A 16,233-nucleotide genomic window follows, 5' to 3' on the forward strand; every position below is an offset into this window, starting at 1 on the left:
CATGACCGCTTCCGACCGCAACCTGCGCCTGGACTACCTCGAATTCGCCGTCGCCGACATCGACGCGACCAAGACCTTCTACGGCGCCGCCTTCGGCTGGACCTTCACCGATTACGGCCCGGACTACTGCGAATTCAACGACGGCCGCATGAAAGGCGGCTTCCACCGCCAAAGCGCCCCGCGCCCGGGCGGCGCGCTGGTGGTGATCTACGCCGACGATCTGGCCGATGCGCAGCGCCGCGTCGAAGCCGCCGGCGGCGCGATCACCGCGCAACTGGAATTCCCGGGTGGCCGGCGCTTTCATTTCACCGATCCCAGCGGCTACGAGCTGGCGGTGTGGACCGATCGCTGAATCCGCGGGAACATCTGTGGATTCACGGCCGCTCACGCCGCGAGTTTTGAATACAGGAGGCAAGATGGCATTGGATGCCGTGGTGGAACTGGCCGGCGCCGCGCTGCGATTCGTCGCGCGCATGGCGTTCGAGCTGATCGTCGATTGGTTGATGTACGGCACCGGCCGCGTGGTGCTGTGGCCGTTGTGCCGGCGCAAGCCGCCCAACGACGATCTGTGCTTGGTGGTAGGCATCGCTTTTTGGATACTGGTGGCATTCGCCGTCGCGATCGGGCAGTCCGGCCCGGTCGCCTGATTCCCTTATCGACCTTCGAGCTCATGGCCTACGAACCCATCCACATGATCTGGGACTACGACGACGGCCCCCGCGCCGGCATCGCCGATCACGCCGGCCAGCCGCATTACTTCGCCTGCGCCTTCGATCCGGAGCACCTGGAGTACGCCGAGGTCTTCACCCTGACCCCGCTCGATGCGGAAACCTTCGCCTGGGCGCGCGAGCACTGGGCGATCTGGCAACGCTGGGAGGCCGAGGCCAAGGCCGGCCGGCAGAGTCCCGAATCGCATCCCAAGTACGGCCACTACGACCCGCGCTATACCGAACTGGAAGCGCTGATCGATACAGGCATCGACCGGCTCGGCGCGCAGGCAGTTTTGCGGCACGGAGAGTTCCGGATCGCCTCGGTGCCCGGCGAGTTGTTCCCCGGGCAGTTCCGCCAGCTCGAAGTGGAATGGTCGCAGCCGCCCGACAGCGCGCCGGAATGACCGGCGCGTCTACACCTGCGCCGACTTCCAGCGCCCGCGCGTGAACAGCCACAGCGTGAACACGCCCACCGACGTCTCGGACACGAACACGCCCCAGAACACGCCCGAGTGTTGCCAGTTCAAGGTGATGGCCAACACGTAGGACAGCGGAATCTGGATCATCCAGAAGAACACCACGTTGATCTTGGTCGGCGTCATCGTGTCGCCGGCGCCGTTGAAAGCCTGCACCGTCACCATCCACCAGCCGTAGATGAAGAACGAGTACGACAAAATACGCAGCCACTCCGCGCCGATCGCGACCACCTTGGCATCGTCGGTGAAGAACGCCACCAGTTGATGCGGAAAGGCGAAGAACAGCACCGACACCACGATCAGATAGGCCATGTTGTACCAGCCGATGCGCCACACCGAGGCCTCGGCGCGTTCGGGATGACCGGCGCCGAGGTTCTGCCCGACCAGGGTCGCGGCGGCGTTGGACATGCCCCAGGCCGGCATCATCGTGAACATCATGATGCGAATCGCAATGGTGGCGCCGGCCACGGCTTCGCTGCCGATGCTGGCCAGGATGCGCATCAGGAAAATCCACGAGGTCATCGCCACGATCATCTGGCCGACGCCGCCGAGCGAGGTGCGCACGATGTTCCATAGCATCGCTCCGCGCCAGACGAACTGCGCCAGCGTCACCCGGATGTGCTTGCCGCCGTGGAACAGCACCCACAACTGGAACGCCACGCCGATGCCGCGGCCGATGTTGGTGGCGATGGCCGCGCCCTCGATGCCCAGCGCCGGCACCGGCCCGAGGCCGAAGATCAGCAACGGGCACAGCAGAATATTCAGACCGTTGGACAACCACAGCACCCGCATCGCGATGGCCGCGTCGCCGGCGCCGCGAAAGATCGCGTTGATCACGAACAACAGCATGATCACCGCGTTGCCGCCGAGCATCCATTGCGTGTAGCGATAGCCGTGCTCGATGCTCCAGGCATCGGCGCCCATCAACCGCAGCAGGTCCTGCGCATAGAAGATGCCGGCCAGAGCCGGCAGCACCGCCACCAGCAAGGCGATGAAGATCGCCTGCACCGCGGTGATCGCCGCGTCCTCGCGCTTGCCCTCGCCCACGCGCCGCGCCACCACCGCGGTCACCGCCATCGCCAGGCCCATGGCCATCGCGTACAGCAGGAACAGGTAGCTCTCGGTCAGGCCCACCGTCGCCACCGCCGACGGCCCCAGCTTGGCGACGAAGAAGATATCGACCACGGCGAAGGTGGATTCCAGCACCAGCTCCAGCACCATCGGCACCGCCAGCAGGAACACGGCGCGGCGCAGCGGGATCTTGGTGTAGTCGGCATCGGTGCCGCGGATGGCATCGCGCAGGTCGCTCCACAGCGAATGCGGGGGCGCGTCGTGGCTGGCCGAGGGCTGATTGCTCATCGCATGCTCCGTCTGGGTCGCACCGGTGCATGATCCGGGCCGGCGGCCCGATTCACCAGTGATATTCGTACGACGAATCACCCGACCGCTGATCGACATCCGCCGCGTCGCGCCGCCGCCGGCATCGCGCCGCCTACCCTGGCAGGAACCGATCGCGGAAACTGTTGCGAGAATGTATTCACGGAAGGCTGTCGATTCGCGTCCCTTCCGTTCGTCAGAGACAGTGAGGACTTCACCTCGCTACGGAGATTACCCATGACCACCGGCACCGTCCGCCTGCACCGCGTCCTGTCCGCCCCGCCCGAGCGCGTCTACCGCGCCTTCCTCGATGCCGCCGCGCTGTCCAAATGGCTGCCGCCGGACGGCTTCACCTGCACCGTGCACGAACTGGATGCGCGGGTCGGCGGCCGCTACCGGATGACGTTCACCAATTTCAGCACTGGCAACGGCCACAGCTTCGGCGGCACCTACCTGGAACTGGTGCCGAACCAGCGCATCGTCCACGACGACCGCTTCGACGATCCCAACCTGCCCGGCACCATGGTCACCACCATCACCTTCCGCGAAGTGTCCTGCGGCACCGAGGTGCAAGTGGTCCAGGAGGGCATTCCCGAGGTGATCCCTACCGAGCAGTGCTATCTGGGCTGGCAGGATTCGCTGGCGCTGCTGGACCGGTTGGTCAAGCCGACGATTCCGGATTGATCGATCGGGTCGGAATCGCGCGCGTTCGAACGAACGCCGGGAGCACGATTTAGCCCCTCTCCCGCTTGCGGGAGAGGGGTTGGGGTGAGGGCCCGAGCAGTCGTGGAACTCGAAGCAAGAGCATTCGCGCCTACGGCGCTCATCCCTCACCCCAGCCCTCTCCCGCAAGCGGGAGAGGGAGAGGAAGCGGCTTCGCTAGTCGCTGCTATGAGGCGCACGGCCCGCCTGCAGACGCGGCTCACGCCGCGACTGCTTCAGAGCATCGGCAACTTCAAACCCTGCTCTTTCGCGCACTGCTGCGCGATCTCGTAACCCGCATCGGCATGCCGCATCACGCCCGTACCCGGGTCGTTCCACAGCACCCGCGCGATGCGCTTGTCGGCTTCTTCGCTACCGTCGCAGACGATAACCACGCCGGAGTGCTGCGAATAACCCATGCCGACGCCGCCGCCGTGATGCAGCGAAACCCAGGTCGCGCCGCCGGCGACGTTGAGCATGGCGTTGAGCAGCGGCCAGTCGCTGACCGCGTCGCTGCCGTCCTTCATCGCTTCGGTTTCGCGGTTGGGCGAGGCGACCGAGCCGCTGTCGAGGTGATCGCGGCCGATCACGACCGGCGCCTTCAGCTCGCCGTTGCGCACCATTTCGTTGAAGGCCAGGCCGAGCTTGTGGCGAAGGCCCAGGCCGACCCAGCAGATGCGCGCAGGCAGACCCTGGAAGCTGATGCGTTCCTTGGCCATGTCCAGCCAGCGATGCAGATGGGCGTCGTCGGCGATGATTTCCTTGACCTTGGCGTCGGTCTTGTAGATGTCTTCCGGATCGCCGCTGAGCGCGACCCAGCGGAACGGGCCGACGCCGCGGCAGAACAGCGGGCGCACGTAGGCCGGCACGAAACCGGGGAAATCGAAGGCGTTCTTGCAGCCTTCGTCCTGCGCCATCTGGCGGATGTTGTTGCCGTAGTCGAAGGTCGGGATGCCCTGCTGCTGGAACGCCAGCATCGCCTCGACATGCACGCGCATGGATTTCTTGGCCGCATCGCGCACGCCTTGCGGGTCGCTCTTCTGCTCGGCCAGCCAGCGCTCCACGGTCCAGCCGATCGGCAGATAGCCGTGCACCGGATCGTGCGCGCTGGTCTGGTCGGTGACCGCGTCCGGACGCACGCCGCGGCGCACCAGTTCCGGCAACACCTCGGCGGCGTTGCCCAGCAGCGCGATCGACTTGGCTTCGCCGGCGGCGGTGCACTTGGCGATGCGCGCCAGCGCGTCGTCCAGATCGCTGGCCTGCTCATCGACGTAACGCGTGCGCAGACGCATGTCGATGCTGCTCTGCTTGCATTCGATATTGAGCGAGCACGCGCCGGCCAGCGACGCCGCCAGCGGTTGCGCGCCGCCCATGCCGCCCAGGCCGGCGGTGAGAATCCACTTGCCGCTCAGGCTGCCGCCGTAATGCTGGCGGCCCATCTCGACGAAGGTTTCGTAGGTGCCCTGGACGATGCCTTGCGAGCCGATGTAGATCCAGCTGCCGGCGGTCATCTGGCCGTACATCATCAAGCCCTTCTTATCGAGCTCGTTGAAGTGCTCCCAGGTGGCCCAGTGCGGAACCAGATTCGAGTTCGCCAGCAACACCCGCGGCGCGTCGGCGTGGGTGGGGAATACGCCGACCGGCTTGCCCGACTGGATCAGCAAGGTCTCGTTGTCTTCCAGTTCGCGCAGCGACTTCAGAATGGCATCGAACGAGGCCCAGTCGCGCGCGGCGCGGCCGATGCCGCCGTAGACCACCAGTTCGGCCGGGTTTTCCGCCACGTCCGGGTCCAGATTGTTCTGGATCATGCGGAACGCGGCTTCGCTGAGCCAGGACTTGCAGCTCTTTTCGCTGCCGCGCGGGGCGCGGATGACGCGAGAGGGATCGTTGCGATCGGTGGCGGACACGGCGGCTCCGGTGTTCGTGAGAGACGCAAATTATCGCGCCGCGCTTCCAGCGCCCGCCAGCGCGGAACCGGCCCGGGCGGTCGGACAATGCGGCGTTTGCGCCCGAATTTGCCGTCGCGGCGGCAAAATGTATACGCTGTATACATGACTGCGCCCGCCACCGCCGACCGCATCGTGCGCGCCGCCCGCGCCTTGTTCGAGCGCGGCGGCGCGCAGGCGGTGAGCATGCGCCGCATCGCCGACAGCATCGGGCTGACGCCGATGGCGATCTATCGCCACTTCCCCAATCGCGAAGCGCTGCTGCAGCGCATCAGCGACGACAGCTTCCAGGAGATCTCCCATCACTGGAGCGCGCGCAACGAAGGCGGCGACGTGATCGCGCGGCTGTTGGCGATCCAGCAGATTTATCTGGACTATGCGCTGGCCCATCCGCATCTGTTCGATCACGCCTTCTCGATGCCGCGCGAACGCGCGCGGCGTTTTCCGGAAGATTTCCGCGCGCGCCGCTCGCCGACCTTGAACGTGGTCGCCGACGTGGTGATCGAAGCGCAGCAGGCCGGGCGCCTGCGCGCGGGCGATGCCTGGGACATCGCGATGACGTTATGGGCGCATACCCATGGGCTGATCGTGCTGTATCGCGCCGGTCGCTTCAGTTATGGCGAGCGGGAGTTCCGGCGTTTTTATCAGGACTCGCTGGGGCGTTTACTGGATGGCATTGCGGCTTGAATTGTCGGCTTCAGCCCCGGCAGCTTTTCGGTCGGATAGCGATGACCTGATCGAAAAGCTGTCGGGGCTGAAGCCCCTCCCACAACGACTCTTCGCACAATTACCGCGCAGTGCAGTCGATAGTTCGATCAACGCTTGCGATCGAGCGACTTCAGCAAGTTGTCGCGCAAGCTCACGATCTCCTGCTGCAGCCGCGGGAAATCCTTGGCGGTGAGCCCGCAGGCCTCGACCAGATCGAAGCGCGCTTTCTCGCGCAGGCCCCAACCGCTCTGGGTCAGCCGGATGCGCACCTGGCGTTCGTCGGCCGGATCGCGCGTGCGCTCCAGATGGCCCATGGCTTCAAGCTTCTTGAGGATCGGCGTCAGCGTGTTGGATTCCAGGAACAGTTTTTCGCCCAGACCGCTGACGGTCTGGCCGTCTTCCTCCCACAGGGCGACGAGGGTGACGTACTGGGTATAGGTCAGCCCGAGTTCGTCCAGCACCGGCCGGTAGACCTTGCCGAAGGCCAGGTTGGCCGAGTAGACGGCAAAGCACAGGTACTCGGACAGGCTCAGGTCCGGACTGCTTGGCTCGGCTTTCGATCGAGTATTCATCTGCATCCTCCGGCATGAATCGGCTGGGCCCTACGCTTCTTACGATATCACGCATACGATTTAATCGTTAACGCTCAACTGTTCTGGCAATAGGACGCAGGACGAGCTTCCAGCGGCGCGGCGGGGGCATGAACGGCTTATCGCAGACAGAAACAACGTCACCTTATTGATTTTGTTATTAATTATTCTATCCATTTAAATCGCATACGACCTTAGCGCATACGATTAACAAACGCTGAATGACAAGCTCCCCCGCCCTTGCGGCGCCGATCCGATCGGCCTAGCTTACTTGCATCGCATACGATTCAATCGAATGCGATAACAACTTTCCCAACCCAGACCCGGAGCCCCCGTCATGAACAAGATCGAAAAAGTCCTCTTCACCGGCAAGACCCACACCACCGCCAGCCGCGAATCCACCGGCGCCCACGGCAAGCTCGACCTGAACCTGTCGGTCGCCGGCAGCGCGGACCAGGACCTGACCTATGCGGCGGTCGCGCCGCACCCGCTCGCCGAGCAGTTGTTCGCCGGCGCCTGGTCGGCTTGCTACACCGCCGCCATCGGGCTGGTCGCCGCGCAGAAACGCGTGCCCCTGCCCGCCGACATGTCGGTCGATATCGAGATCGACCTGGGCCAGACCGGCGCCGCTTATTTCCTGCAGGCCCGCTTCGAAGTCCGTATCCCCGGCGTGGCGCAGGACGTGGCCGAACGCCTCGCCCATGCCGCGCACCAGATCTGCCCGTACTCGAAGGCCGTGCACGGCAACATCGACGTCGCCGTCAACGTCGTCACCGCGTAACTGCGCGCGCGGTCGATCGCTCGCCGATGCGCCGATCGACCGTGGCCGCAGTGTGGCGGCCAACGCGGACTCGAACGAACCGTTGCGGCGACTATTCCAAACCACGCGGGCCGCCCCCATTTGAATGCGTACCAGACGAATTTGTTCGAACCGCGCAACCGCAAGCATCGGCGCAGCAGGTTCGCACGAGCTTTCGACCATCGCGGCAATCGCAATAACGGCCCGGCAGTCGGCTCGACGAGACCGCAGCCGCGGCGCACTATCGCAACCACAGTGGAGAACCGACCATGACCACACCGACCCGAACCGCCATCCTGGCCGGCGGCTGCTTCTGGGGCATGCAGGACCTGATCCGGCGCATGCCCGGCGTGGTGTCCACCCGCGTGGGCTACAGCGGCGGCGATGTCGCCAACGCGACTTATCGCAATCACGGCTCGCATGCCGAGGCGATCGAGATCGTGTTCGATCCCGCCCAGATCAGCTATCGGCAGATCCTGGAATTCTTCTTCCAGATCCACGACCCCACCACCGCCAACCGCCAGGGCAACGACATCGGCACCAGTTACCGCTCGGCCATCTTCTACACCGACGACGAGCAAAAAGCCGTAGCGCAGGACACCCTGGCCGATGTCGATGCCTCCGGCTTGTGGCCGGGCAAGGCGGTGACGCAGATCGAGGCAGCCGGGCCGTTCTGGGAGGCCGAGCCGGAGCATCAGGATTATCTGGAGCGTTACCCCTCCGGTTACACCTGCCACTTCATCCGACCGGACTGGAAGCTGCCCAAGCGGCAGTGACCGGCGACGCTGGGCCGCGCGCGAATGCGCGGCCTGGGCGACACCTTTCTCTATGCGAAGACGACGTTGCGCTCATGAGCGCGGGCGCGATCGCCTTCGCCTTCGTTCAACACGCACGCCGTCGCGGCGCGCCGCGCCCCCGACCGATGGCCCCGCCATGACCGCCGACCGAAGCGACTACCAGCCGATCAACTGCGAGTTCCACGATCTGCTCGAAGACCTCGCCACCACCCGCAAGCCCGCGCGGATCAGCTTCCTCGACGAACACGGCGTCGTGCGGCACCGTGACGCGGTGATCGCCGATGTGTTCGCGAAACAGGGCGCGGAATACCTCGCCACCGCCGCCGGCGAAACGCTGCGCCTGGACCGGCTGGTGGAAGTCGGTGCCGCCAGATTGGCGGATTTCGAAAAACCGTCCGCATGACGGCGATGTCCAGCAATGCGCTCGCGCCACGCACAGCGAACCGACGCGCATAAAAAACGCCCGGCACAAGGCCGGGCGTGAGGACGGTCCGAACCAGGTCCGGACCGGAACCGATGCTTCCGCGCTCAGTACAGGCGCGGATCGAGTTTGCGCAGCGCCTCGCCGACATCGACCTGACCGGTGCGGTCGAGGTCTTCGCGGGTGTAGCTGCGGCCATTGGCGATGCAGTTGCTGCGATGGCGCGGCTGCAGACGCGTGCCGGTCTGGCTCACGCAATTGGGGTCGTAACGGTTTTTCGTCGCGGCGGCGGACTTCGAGTCGGCCTGCACCTGCGCCTGGGTCTGCACCTGCGCATCGGCCGAATCCAACGCCGCGGCGTTGGCCCCGGCCTGCACGCGCGCATCGACCGCGGCGGTCTGCGCGAAGGCCGCGAACGCGCTCAGACTCAGCGCGGCGGCGAGCAATAGACGTTTCATGGAACACCTCCTGAAATCAGGAACGCGATTGGACTGATCCAGCCTACGCCTCCGGCACCGCCACGGCGCTTGCACGGCACCGGCCGTTTAGGCAGTCGTCAGCGTCGCGGGCAGGCCTCGCGGCGGCCGTGTTCGAACGCCATCGCCTCGGCCTCGGTGGCCGGGCGCGGGGTCAGGCCGTCGTCGAACAGGATTCGCCATATGCCGTCGGCGTCGCGGTGCCAGACCGATTGGTAGGCGCCGATCAGATAACGCGGCTGCGCGCCCGGATCGAGCCGTTGGTACAGCGCCGGCCCGGTGGACCAGGCGACATCGCCGACGCCGCCGATGGTGACCCGCACCGGATACCAGCGCAGGCGCAGCTGCTTGCCTTCGATCAGCCCGGCCCATTCCGCGGCGATCTTGTCGCGCCCGCGGCTGGGCTGCGGCCGGCCGGCGCCGAATGCCGCCTGCGGATGCAGATGCGCGGCGAAGGCTTTGGCGTCGTGCTCGGCGATCGAGCGGGCGAAGCTCAGCTCGCGCGCCCAGACCACGCATTCCTCGGCGCTGAGTTCGGCGGGCTCGGCGGGCTTCGGTTCGGCCGGCTTCGGATCGGCCGGCTTCGGATCGGCGGGTTTCGTGTCCGCGGGCCTGGCCTCGCCGAACTGCGTATCGGCCCGCTTCGGATCGGCCTGGCTCGCCGCGGCGGGTTCGCCGGCGAATGCGGCCTGCGCCGAAACCCCGGCCAGCAACGACACGGACAAGCACACGGCGGCGGCGATCGGGCGCATGGCGGAACTCGCGATGACAGGCGCCATCACTATCGCTCCGCGCGCGGCCGCGGCGCCAGCGACTGAAGTCATGGCCGTGCCGACCTTGGCGGCTCGCCGCGCGGCCGGGATCGGCGACGGCTGACATCGGCCGGCAACCGCGTGCCATTACTATGCTCCGATGCGTTCGACCTTCCCCGCGGCCCGCGCCGCCCTGCTCGCCTTCGTCTTCCTCCTCAGCGCCTGCGCCGCCTCGCCCCGCCGCGAACCGCCGCCGGCCGACACGCCCGTGCTGCTGATTTCCATCGACGGTTTTCGCGCCAGCTATTTCGAGCTGGGCCTGACGCCGAACCTGGAACGGATGGCGCGCGACGGCGTGCGCGCGCAATGGATGTCGCCCTCGTATCCGTCGCTGACCTTCCCCAATCACTACACCCTGGTCACCGGCCTGCGCCCGGACCATCACGGCGTGATCCACAACAGCATGAGCGATGCCGCCATCGGCAAGTTCAAGGTCGCCGACCGCGACGCCGTCGGCGATACGCGCTGGTGGAACGGCGGCGAGCCGATCTGGATCGGCGCGCAAAAAGCCGGCCTGCGCAGCGCCACCTTGTTCTGGCCCGGCAGCGAAGCGCCGATCCACGGCCTGCGCCCCAACCGCTGGCGCCTGTTCGACGCCAAGATCGACGAAAACGCGCGCGTGGACGAAGTGCTGGGCTGGCTGGGCGAACCGGCCGCCGGCACGCGCCCGCACGTGGCCACCTTGTACTTCGACGCGCTCGACCACGAAGGCCACGACCATGGCCCGGACTCGGCCGAAGTGCGGGTGGCACTGCAGCGCATCGACGCGGCGATCGGCCGCCTGCTCGACAGCCTGGCCGCGCGCGGCCAACTGGAACAGGTCAATCTGATTGTGGTGTCCGACCACGGCATGGCCGAAGTCGCGCCCGGCCACCGCATCGCCGTGGAAGACATGGTCACGGTGGAACAGGCGGTGGTGACCTCCGTCGGCCAGTCGATCGGCATCGCGCCCAATCCCGGACACGAGGCCGAAGTCGAAAAACGCCTGCTCGGCGCGCACGACACCTACGACTGCTGGCGCAAGAGCGAACTGCCGGCGCGATGGCATTACGGCACCCATCCGCGGGTGCCGCCGATCGTCTGCCAGATGCATGAAGGCTGGGACGCGATCGAGGCGGAAAAACTCAAGACTGCGCGCAAGGACGAAACCCGCGGCTCCCACGGTTACGACCCGGCGCTGGCGTCGATGCGCGCAATCTTCGTCGCGCGCGGGCCGGCGTTCAAACGCGGCGCGACCGTGGCGCCGTTCGATAACGTCGATGTGTATCCGCTGCTGGCGCGGTTGATCGGCATTAAACCGGCGAAGAACGACGGCGACATCGCGCCGCTGTTGCCGGCGTTGCGCGATACCGCCGCGCCCTGATTTCTCGCCGTCGGCGCGGGCCGCGATCGGCCCGGCCCGGATCGGTCCGCAATCGGCGCGGTTCGCGCACGGCCGGCGCCGATGCCGTTTTCGCGGTGCGCCGAGTCACATGCCGGCGATGACAAATTCGCCCGCGTCAATGCCCGATCCCTGCAATTTGTCATGCGCGAATACGCCGATGACAGGGCCCGGCCCTGACGTTTGTCATCGATCTGGATTTTGGTGACGCCGGGCCTGCTTTTTCGCCGATCACTGACGCTAGCTTAGCTCCGGGAATCCAGGGACCTCCTCCCCGCAACACCGCCCAAGGAACGGTTCGCCGTTCCTTGGGCGCGCCCGCGCACTCGCGCACTTCCACGCACCGGACCCAACCATGCATACCGAATCAGGCCCCAGGCCTGCGCGTGATCGCGCGGGTCGTTCAACGCATTCGCGCTGTCTGCAGTCGATCGCTGTCGCGACCGTATTTCTGCTTTCTTCGGCGGCCTTCGCGCAGAACGTCGCTCCGGTTGGCACCGCCTACCGCTGGGCTCACGGCTTCACGCCCGGCGCCGACGGCCGCAGCGAAACCGAGCCGACCAGCGTGCGCGTCGCCGCGCCGCTGCTCAACGACGGCGACGATACGGTCGATGTCGATCTCAGCGGCGGCCAGGCCGAGCCCAACGACAACTACGAAGCCGCCGGCGTGTTGTGGAGCGACGGGCCGCGCACCATCGACCGGGTCGAGATCGTCCACGGCAGTTGGAACAGCAGCGGCGACGGCGCGTTCTGCGACGGGCTGACCCTGCAGTTCTCCAACAGCGCGCGCGGCGACTGGCGCGACAGCGGCTGGGCGGTGGAACCGCAATACGCCTACGACTCCTCGCAAACCGCCGGCGTGGTCTACAGCTTCCGCGGCGCGCCGCGCGACGTGCGCGCGGTGCGGGTGACCGGCAAGCTGCATTGCACCCACAACAGTTCGTACTGGACCAACATCCGCGAAGTGCGCGTATTCCAGGCCGGCAATCAAAGCCTGTGGAACGAGACCGCGCTGCCGACGCTGGTGGATTCGACCGATCCGGAAGGCGTCGAGCTTGGCCTGCGGTTCCGCAGCACCCAGCCGGGCTGGATCAAGGGCGTGCGTTTCTACAAGTCGGCCGCCAACACCGGCGTTCACCTCGGCAATCTGTGGAGCGCGGACGGAACCTTGCTGGCGCGCGCGCAGTTCGCGAACGAAACCGAATCGGGCTGGCAGCGCGTCGCTTTCGCCACGCCGGTGCGCATCGCCGCCGACACCACCTACATCGTGTCCTACTACGCGCCTAACGGCCGCTATTCGGCCGATCTGGATTACTTCTCCACGGCCGACTACGCCAACGGCCCGCTGCGCGCCCTGCGCGACGGCAGCGACGGCGGTAACGGCAACTACCGCTACGCCGCACAGAGCGGATTTCCGAATTCGACCTGGCGCTCGGCCAATTACTGGGTCGATGTCGAATTCGCGCCGCTCAGCGGCGACACCACGCCGCCGAGCGTGCCGACCGGCCTGTCGGCGACCGTGTCGGATGCCAGCACCGTCAACCTGCACTGGAACGCCAGCAGCGACGACACCAGCGCGGTGCGTTACCGCGTCTACATCGACGGCACGCCGCTCGCCTTGACCGAGACCGAACTCACCGGATACGTCCACGACACCGCGCAACCGGAGACGAACTACACCTATCGGGTCAGTGCGCTGGATGCGGCCGGCAACGAATCGGCGCGTTCCGAACCGGTCAGCGTAACCACGCCGCCACTGGACAGCGCGCGCGCCTGCCCGCCGTTCCCGGCGTTCCCGAACGAGGCCTGCACCGGCGTTCCGGCCGGGCAGAGCCTGACCACCATCGCCGGCGACTACAGCACCAGTCGCGATGGGCAAGTCATCAACGCGCTGCTGATCACCGGCGACCTGGTCGTTCGCCATAACAACGTCACCGTCAGCAACAGCCGCATCAAAGGTTTCGTCGATCATCGGACCAATCGCAACCTGGTGCTGAAGGACGTGGATCTCGGCCCGGACCGCTGCCCCGCGGTCAACAACGGCGGCCGTCGCCTGATCAACGGCGACAACGGCTACACGCTGATCCGCGCGCATCTGCATCACAACGGCGACGACATGCTGATCGCCGGCGGCGGCGAACCGGTGGTGATCCAGGACAGCCTGATTCACAACACTTGTTTCTATCCCGACGATCATCTCGACGCGTTGCAGTTCTATTCGCCGGGGCAAGTCGGCCACGTCAGCGTCATCCACAGCGATATCGACGCGCGTCCGGTCAACTCCTCCGGTTACGGCAACGCGGCGATTTTCTGGGCCGACCGCCCGGGCGCCGGATCGACGCTGACCATTCGCGAAAGCCGGCTTGCCGGCGGCGGCTACACCTTGGCGCCGTACGATTCCGGCCTGGGCTCGGGCGTGGTGATCGAAGTCAGCGACACCCGCTTCGTGCGCGATTCGCAATGGGGCAGCGCGTGCTATCTCGGCCAGAACGATCCGGCCAGCCATTCGCCGACCGTGCCGTACAACGGCCGCGAAGGCATCAAGTGGCTGCGCAACGCCTGGAGCGACGGTACGCCGCTGCCGGCTTGCCAATAAGCAGCGAGCCGTTGTGAGAGATGCAGAGGCCTCCTCTTGTGGGAGGCCTCTTGTGGGAGGGGCTTCAGCCCCGATGCTTTTGTCTCAGATCGCCGCGAACGGAACGAAAAAGCATCGGGGCTGAAGCCCCTCCTACAAAAGCCGCGATCCGCTCGCTTGGCCTTCGGTAAATCCCGCCCAGTATTGATGTCCGAATCCGGCGAGTCCGGACCCGCCACCGGTGCTAGCCTAAGCCCATGGACGCCAACGCCACTCCCGCACCGGACGCCTCGCTGCCGCACTGGCGGGTGTGCGAACAAGCCCGCATCAGCCGCGACCCGCGTTTCGACGGTCTGTTCTTCACCGCTGTGACCAGCACCGGCATCTATTGCCGGCCGGTCTGCCCCGCGCCCGCGGCCAAGCGCGAAAACGTCAAGTATTTCGGCCACGCCGCCGCGGCCGAAGCCGCCGGTTTCCGCCCTTGCTTGCGCTGCCGCCCGGAGTTGTCCCCGGCCGAAGGCGCATGGCGCCGCGGCGATGCCGCGGTGGCGCGCGCCTTGAAACTCATCGACGAAGGCCTGCTCGCCGAGCAACCGCTGGCCGCGCTGGCGCAACGCGTCGGCCTGGGCGAACGCCAGTTGCGGCGCTTGTTCGTCGAACGCCTGGGCGCGCCGCCGATCGGCGTGCACGGCACGCGCCGGCTGTTGTTCGCCAAGCAATTGCTGACCGAGACCCGTTTGCCGATCACCGAAGTCGCGATGGCCGCCGGTTTCGGCAGCCTGCGCCGCTTCAACACGACCTTCCGCGAGGCCTACCGCATGGCGCCGCGCGATCTGCGCCGGCGCCCGAACGAAACTCCGAACGGCGACGGCGACAGTCTGGTGCTGCGCCTGGGTTATCGCCCGCCGTACGATTTCACCGCGATGCTGGATTTCCTGCGCGGCCGCGCCCTGCCCGGGGTGGAAGTGGTCGACGAACACAGCTACAGCCGCGTCATCGGCCCGATCGAATCGCCGGGCTGGCTGCGCGTGAGCGCATGGCCCAGCGACAAGCGCAAAGCCGCCGACGACAATCAGCACGCGCTGAAACTGGAACTGCACGGCCCGGCGCCGGCGCGACTGCTTGAAATCATCAATCGCCTGCGCCGCATGTTCGATCTGGACGCCGATCCGAACGCGATCGCCACGGCCTTGTCGGTCGATCCGCGCCTGAAGGCCTTGTTCGCGAAACGTCCCGGACTGCGTTTGCCCAGCGGTTGGGACGGCTTCGAGATTTCGGTGCGGGCGATCCTCGGCCAGCAGGTCAGCGTCGCCGCCGCGCGCACCTTGGCCGCGCGCGTGGCGCAGCGTTTCGGCCAGGCCTTGCCGAAGCCGTTCGGGCCCGGACTGGAGCATCTGTTCCCCACACCCGAAGCGCTGGCCGATGCGGATCTGGCCGAAGTCGGCCTGACCCGCGCGCGCGCCGACACCGTGCGCACGGTCGCGCGCGCCCTGCTCGACGGCCGGGTGGATTTCCGCGCCGAACGCACGCTCGACGATTTCGTCGCGCGTTGGGTGGCCTTGCCCGGCATCGGCCCGTGGACCGCGCATTACGTCGCCCTGCGCGCGCTCGGCCATCCCGACGCGTTCCCGGCCGACGATCTGGTGCTGCAAAAGGCCATGCCCGAGGACGGCGTGCGCATGAGCGCGAAGGCGCTCAACGCGCGCGCCGAAGCGTGGCGGCCGTGGCGCGCCTACGGAGTGATCCAGGTCTGGCGCGACAGCATGCCGGTGCCGATCGCCAAAGCCGCCAAGCCGGGCGACGCGCAAGCCGGCGCGAGCGTGGCGAAGAAATCGAGGAAAGCCGCATGAGCAAGCACATCCGCCTCAAGGGCGGCGCGGTCACCTTCCAGCACATCGACAGCCCGGTCGGCCGGCTGCTGTTGGCCAGCGGCGAGGATGGATTGCGCCTGATCGAATTCCAGGCGCCGTGGCATCCGGTGGCGATGGACGGCGACTGGCGCGAAGGCGACAACGGCGTGCTGTTGGAAACGCGCAAGCAGTTGAGCGAATACTTCGACGGCATCCGCCAGGAATTCGATCTGCCGCTGGCGCCGCACGGCACGCCGTTCCAGCTGCAGTGCTGGCATACGCTGGCTTTGATTCGGTGGGGCGAAACCTGGAGCTACGGGCAGATGGCGCAGCACATGGGCCAACCGACCGCGACCCGCGCGGTGGGCGCCGCCAACGGCCGCAATCCGCTGCCAATCGTGCTGCCCTGCCATCGCGTGATCGGCGCCGACGGCAGCCTCACCGGATTCGGCGGCGGGCTGCCTACCAAGGAATTTTTGTTGAATCTGGAAGGTGCGTTGCCCAGGCGCGTGCCTATCGATGATTTGTTCGCGGTGTGAGCCTGTTGGGCGATCTGAGCGGAAAGCATCGGGGCTGAAGCCCCTCCCACAAAAGATTGCGCCGCAACGAGGTC

General features: G+C 66.6%; 17 protein-coding genes. 12 read left to right on the top strand and 5 right to left on the bottom strand.

The window, feature by feature from the left end; genetic code table 11:
• Nucleotide 1: 1 nt before the first annotated feature.
• The 3 genes from AB4Y92_RS17610 (at nt 2) to AB4Y92_RS17620 (ending at nt 1,114) form a co-directional block, all read left to right on the top strand.
• Nucleotides 2-352, top strand: coding sequence for a VOC family protein (locus AB4Y92_RS17610; RefSeq protein WP_441820832.1), 351 nt, complete (start codon nt 2-4; stop codon nt 350-352).
• Nucleotides 353-416: 64 nt separating this feature from the next.
• Entirely contained in the window at nt 417-647 is a 231-nt protein-coding gene (locus AB4Y92_RS17615; protein ID WP_441820833.1) for a hypothetical protein, read from the top strand.
• Between the two features lie 23 nt (nt 648-670).
• Nucleotides 671-1,114 (top strand): hypothetical protein, encoded by a 444-nt coding sequence (locus tag AB4Y92_RS17620; protein ID WP_441820834.1) that lies wholly within the window; start codon nt 671-673, stop codon nt 1,112-1,114.
• 9 nt (nt 1,115-1,123) lie between these two features.
• Here AB4Y92_RS17620 and AB4Y92_RS17625 read toward each other — a convergent pair whose 3' ends face one another.
• On the bottom strand, nt 1,124-2,545 hold the full coding sequence (locus tag AB4Y92_RS17625; protein WP_441820835.1) for an MATE family efflux transporter: 1,422 nt from the start codon (nt 2,543-2,545) through the stop codon (nt 1,124-1,126).
• Between the two features lie 255 nt (nt 2,546-2,800).
• On the opposite strand from AB4Y92_RS17625, the gene AB4Y92_RS17630 reads away from it, so the two are divergent.
• Nucleotides 2,801-3,247, top strand: a complete 447-nt coding sequence (locus AB4Y92_RS17630) for an SRPBCC family protein (protein WP_441820836.1) — start codon at nt 2,801-2,803, stop codon at nt 3,245-3,247.
• 254 nt (nt 3,248-3,501) lie between these two features.
• Here the strand turns inward: AB4Y92_RS17630 and hutU are convergent, their stop codons facing one another.
• The gene (hutU, locus tag AB4Y92_RS17635) at nt 3,502-5,172 is read right to left on the bottom strand and encodes a urocanate hydratase (RefSeq protein WP_441820837.1); all 1,671 of its coding nucleotides are present in this window, start codon (nt 5,170-5,172) and stop codon (nt 3,502-3,504) included.
• Nucleotides 5,173-5,316: 144 nt separating this feature from the next.
• Here hutU and AB4Y92_RS17640 point away from each other — a divergent pair, with 144 nt between their 5' ends.
• Nucleotides 5,317-5,898 (top strand): TetR/AcrR family transcriptional regulator, encoded by a 582-nt coding sequence (locus AB4Y92_RS17640; RefSeq protein WP_441820838.1) that lies wholly within the window; start codon nt 5,317-5,319, stop codon nt 5,896-5,898.
• A gap of 128 nt (nt 5,899-6,026) precedes the next feature.
• Here the strand turns inward: AB4Y92_RS17640 and AB4Y92_RS17645 are convergent, their stop codons facing one another.
• Nucleotides 6,027-6,491: a MarR family winged helix-turn-helix transcriptional regulator gene (locus AB4Y92_RS17645; protein ID WP_441820839.1), complete on the bottom strand. Its 465-nt coding sequence runs from the start codon at nt 6,489-6,491 to the stop codon at nt 6,027-6,029.
• Nucleotides 6,492-6,846: 355 nt separating this feature from the next.
• Here AB4Y92_RS17645 and AB4Y92_RS17650 point away from each other — a divergent pair, with 355 nt between their 5' ends.
• The 3 genes from AB4Y92_RS17650 to AB4Y92_RS17660 all read left to right on the top strand — a co-directional run bounded on the left by AB4Y92_RS17650 (nt 6,847) and on the right by AB4Y92_RS17660 (nt 8,508).
• A complete protein-coding gene (locus AB4Y92_RS17650; protein WP_441820840.1) occupies nt 6,847-7,290 on the top strand; it encodes an Ohr family peroxiredoxin in 444 nt (147 codons plus the stop codon).
• 287 nt (nt 7,291-7,577) lie between these two features.
• Nucleotides 7,578-8,084 carry a peptide-methionine (S)-S-oxide reductase MsrA gene (gene msrA / locus AB4Y92_RS17655; RefSeq protein WP_441820841.1) on the top strand — a complete coding sequence of 169 codons (507 nt, stop codon included), beginning with the start codon at nt 7,578-7,580 and terminating at the stop codon, nt 8,082-8,084.
• Nucleotides 8,085-8,241: 157 nt separating this feature from the next.
• On the top strand, nt 8,242-8,508 hold the full coding sequence (locus AB4Y92_RS17660; protein ID WP_441820842.1) for a hypothetical protein: 267 nt from the start codon (nt 8,242-8,244) through the stop codon (nt 8,506-8,508).
• A gap of 125 nt (nt 8,509-8,633) precedes the next feature.
• Here the strand turns inward: AB4Y92_RS17660 and AB4Y92_RS17665 are convergent, their stop codons facing one another.
• Together AB4Y92_RS17665 and AB4Y92_RS17670 are read right to left on the bottom strand one after the other, a co-directional pair.
• Entirely contained in the window at nt 8,634-8,984 is a 351-nt protein-coding gene (locus AB4Y92_RS17665; protein WP_441820843.1) for a hypothetical protein, read from the bottom strand.
• A 98-nt stretch (nt 8,985-9,082) separates the two neighbouring features.
• Nucleotides 9,083-9,754 (bottom strand): YybH family protein, encoded by a 672-nt coding sequence (locus AB4Y92_RS17670; RefSeq protein ID WP_441820844.1) that lies wholly within the window; start codon nt 9,752-9,754, stop codon nt 9,083-9,085.
• 160 nt (nt 9,755-9,914) lie between these two features.
• Between AB4Y92_RS17670 and AB4Y92_RS17675 the strand changes: the two genes are divergently transcribed.
• The 4 genes from AB4Y92_RS17675 to AB4Y92_RS17690 all read left to right on the top strand — a co-directional run bounded on the left by AB4Y92_RS17675 (nt 9,915) and on the right by AB4Y92_RS17690 (nt 16,159).
• Nucleotides 9,915-11,177 carry an alkaline phosphatase family protein gene (locus AB4Y92_RS17675; RefSeq protein WP_441820845.1) on the top strand — a complete coding sequence of 421 codons (1,263 nt, stop codon included), beginning with the start codon at nt 9,915-9,917 and terminating at the stop codon, nt 11,175-11,177.
• A 373-nt stretch (nt 11,178-11,550) separates the two neighbouring features.
• On the top strand, nt 11,551-13,791 hold the full coding sequence (locus tag AB4Y92_RS17680; protein ID WP_441820846.1) for a DUF4082 domain-containing protein: 2,241 nt from the start codon (nt 11,551-11,553) through the stop codon (nt 13,789-13,791).
• Between the two features lie 236 nt (nt 13,792-14,027).
• A complete protein-coding gene (locus AB4Y92_RS17685; RefSeq protein ID WP_441820847.1) occupies nt 14,028-15,620 on the top strand; it encodes a DNA-3-methyladenine glycosylase 2 family protein in 1,593 nt (530 codons plus the stop codon).
• The gene (locus AB4Y92_RS17690; protein ID WP_441820848.1) at nt 15,617-16,159 is read left to right on the top strand and encodes a methylated-DNA--[protein]-cysteine S-methyltransferase; all 543 of its coding nucleotides are present in this window, start codon (nt 15,617-15,619) and stop codon (nt 16,157-16,159) included. Before AB4Y92_RS17685 ends, AB4Y92_RS17690 begins: the two co-directional genes overlap by 4 nt.
• The last annotated feature ends 74 nt before the right edge of the window (nt 16,160-16,233 follow it).

It is taken from the genome of Lysobacter sp. TAB13 (assembly GCF_052113885.1).
Taxonomy (GTDB): domain Bacteria; phylum Pseudomonadota; class Gammaproteobacteria; order Xanthomonadales; family Xanthomonadaceae; genus Lysobacter; species Lysobacter gummosus.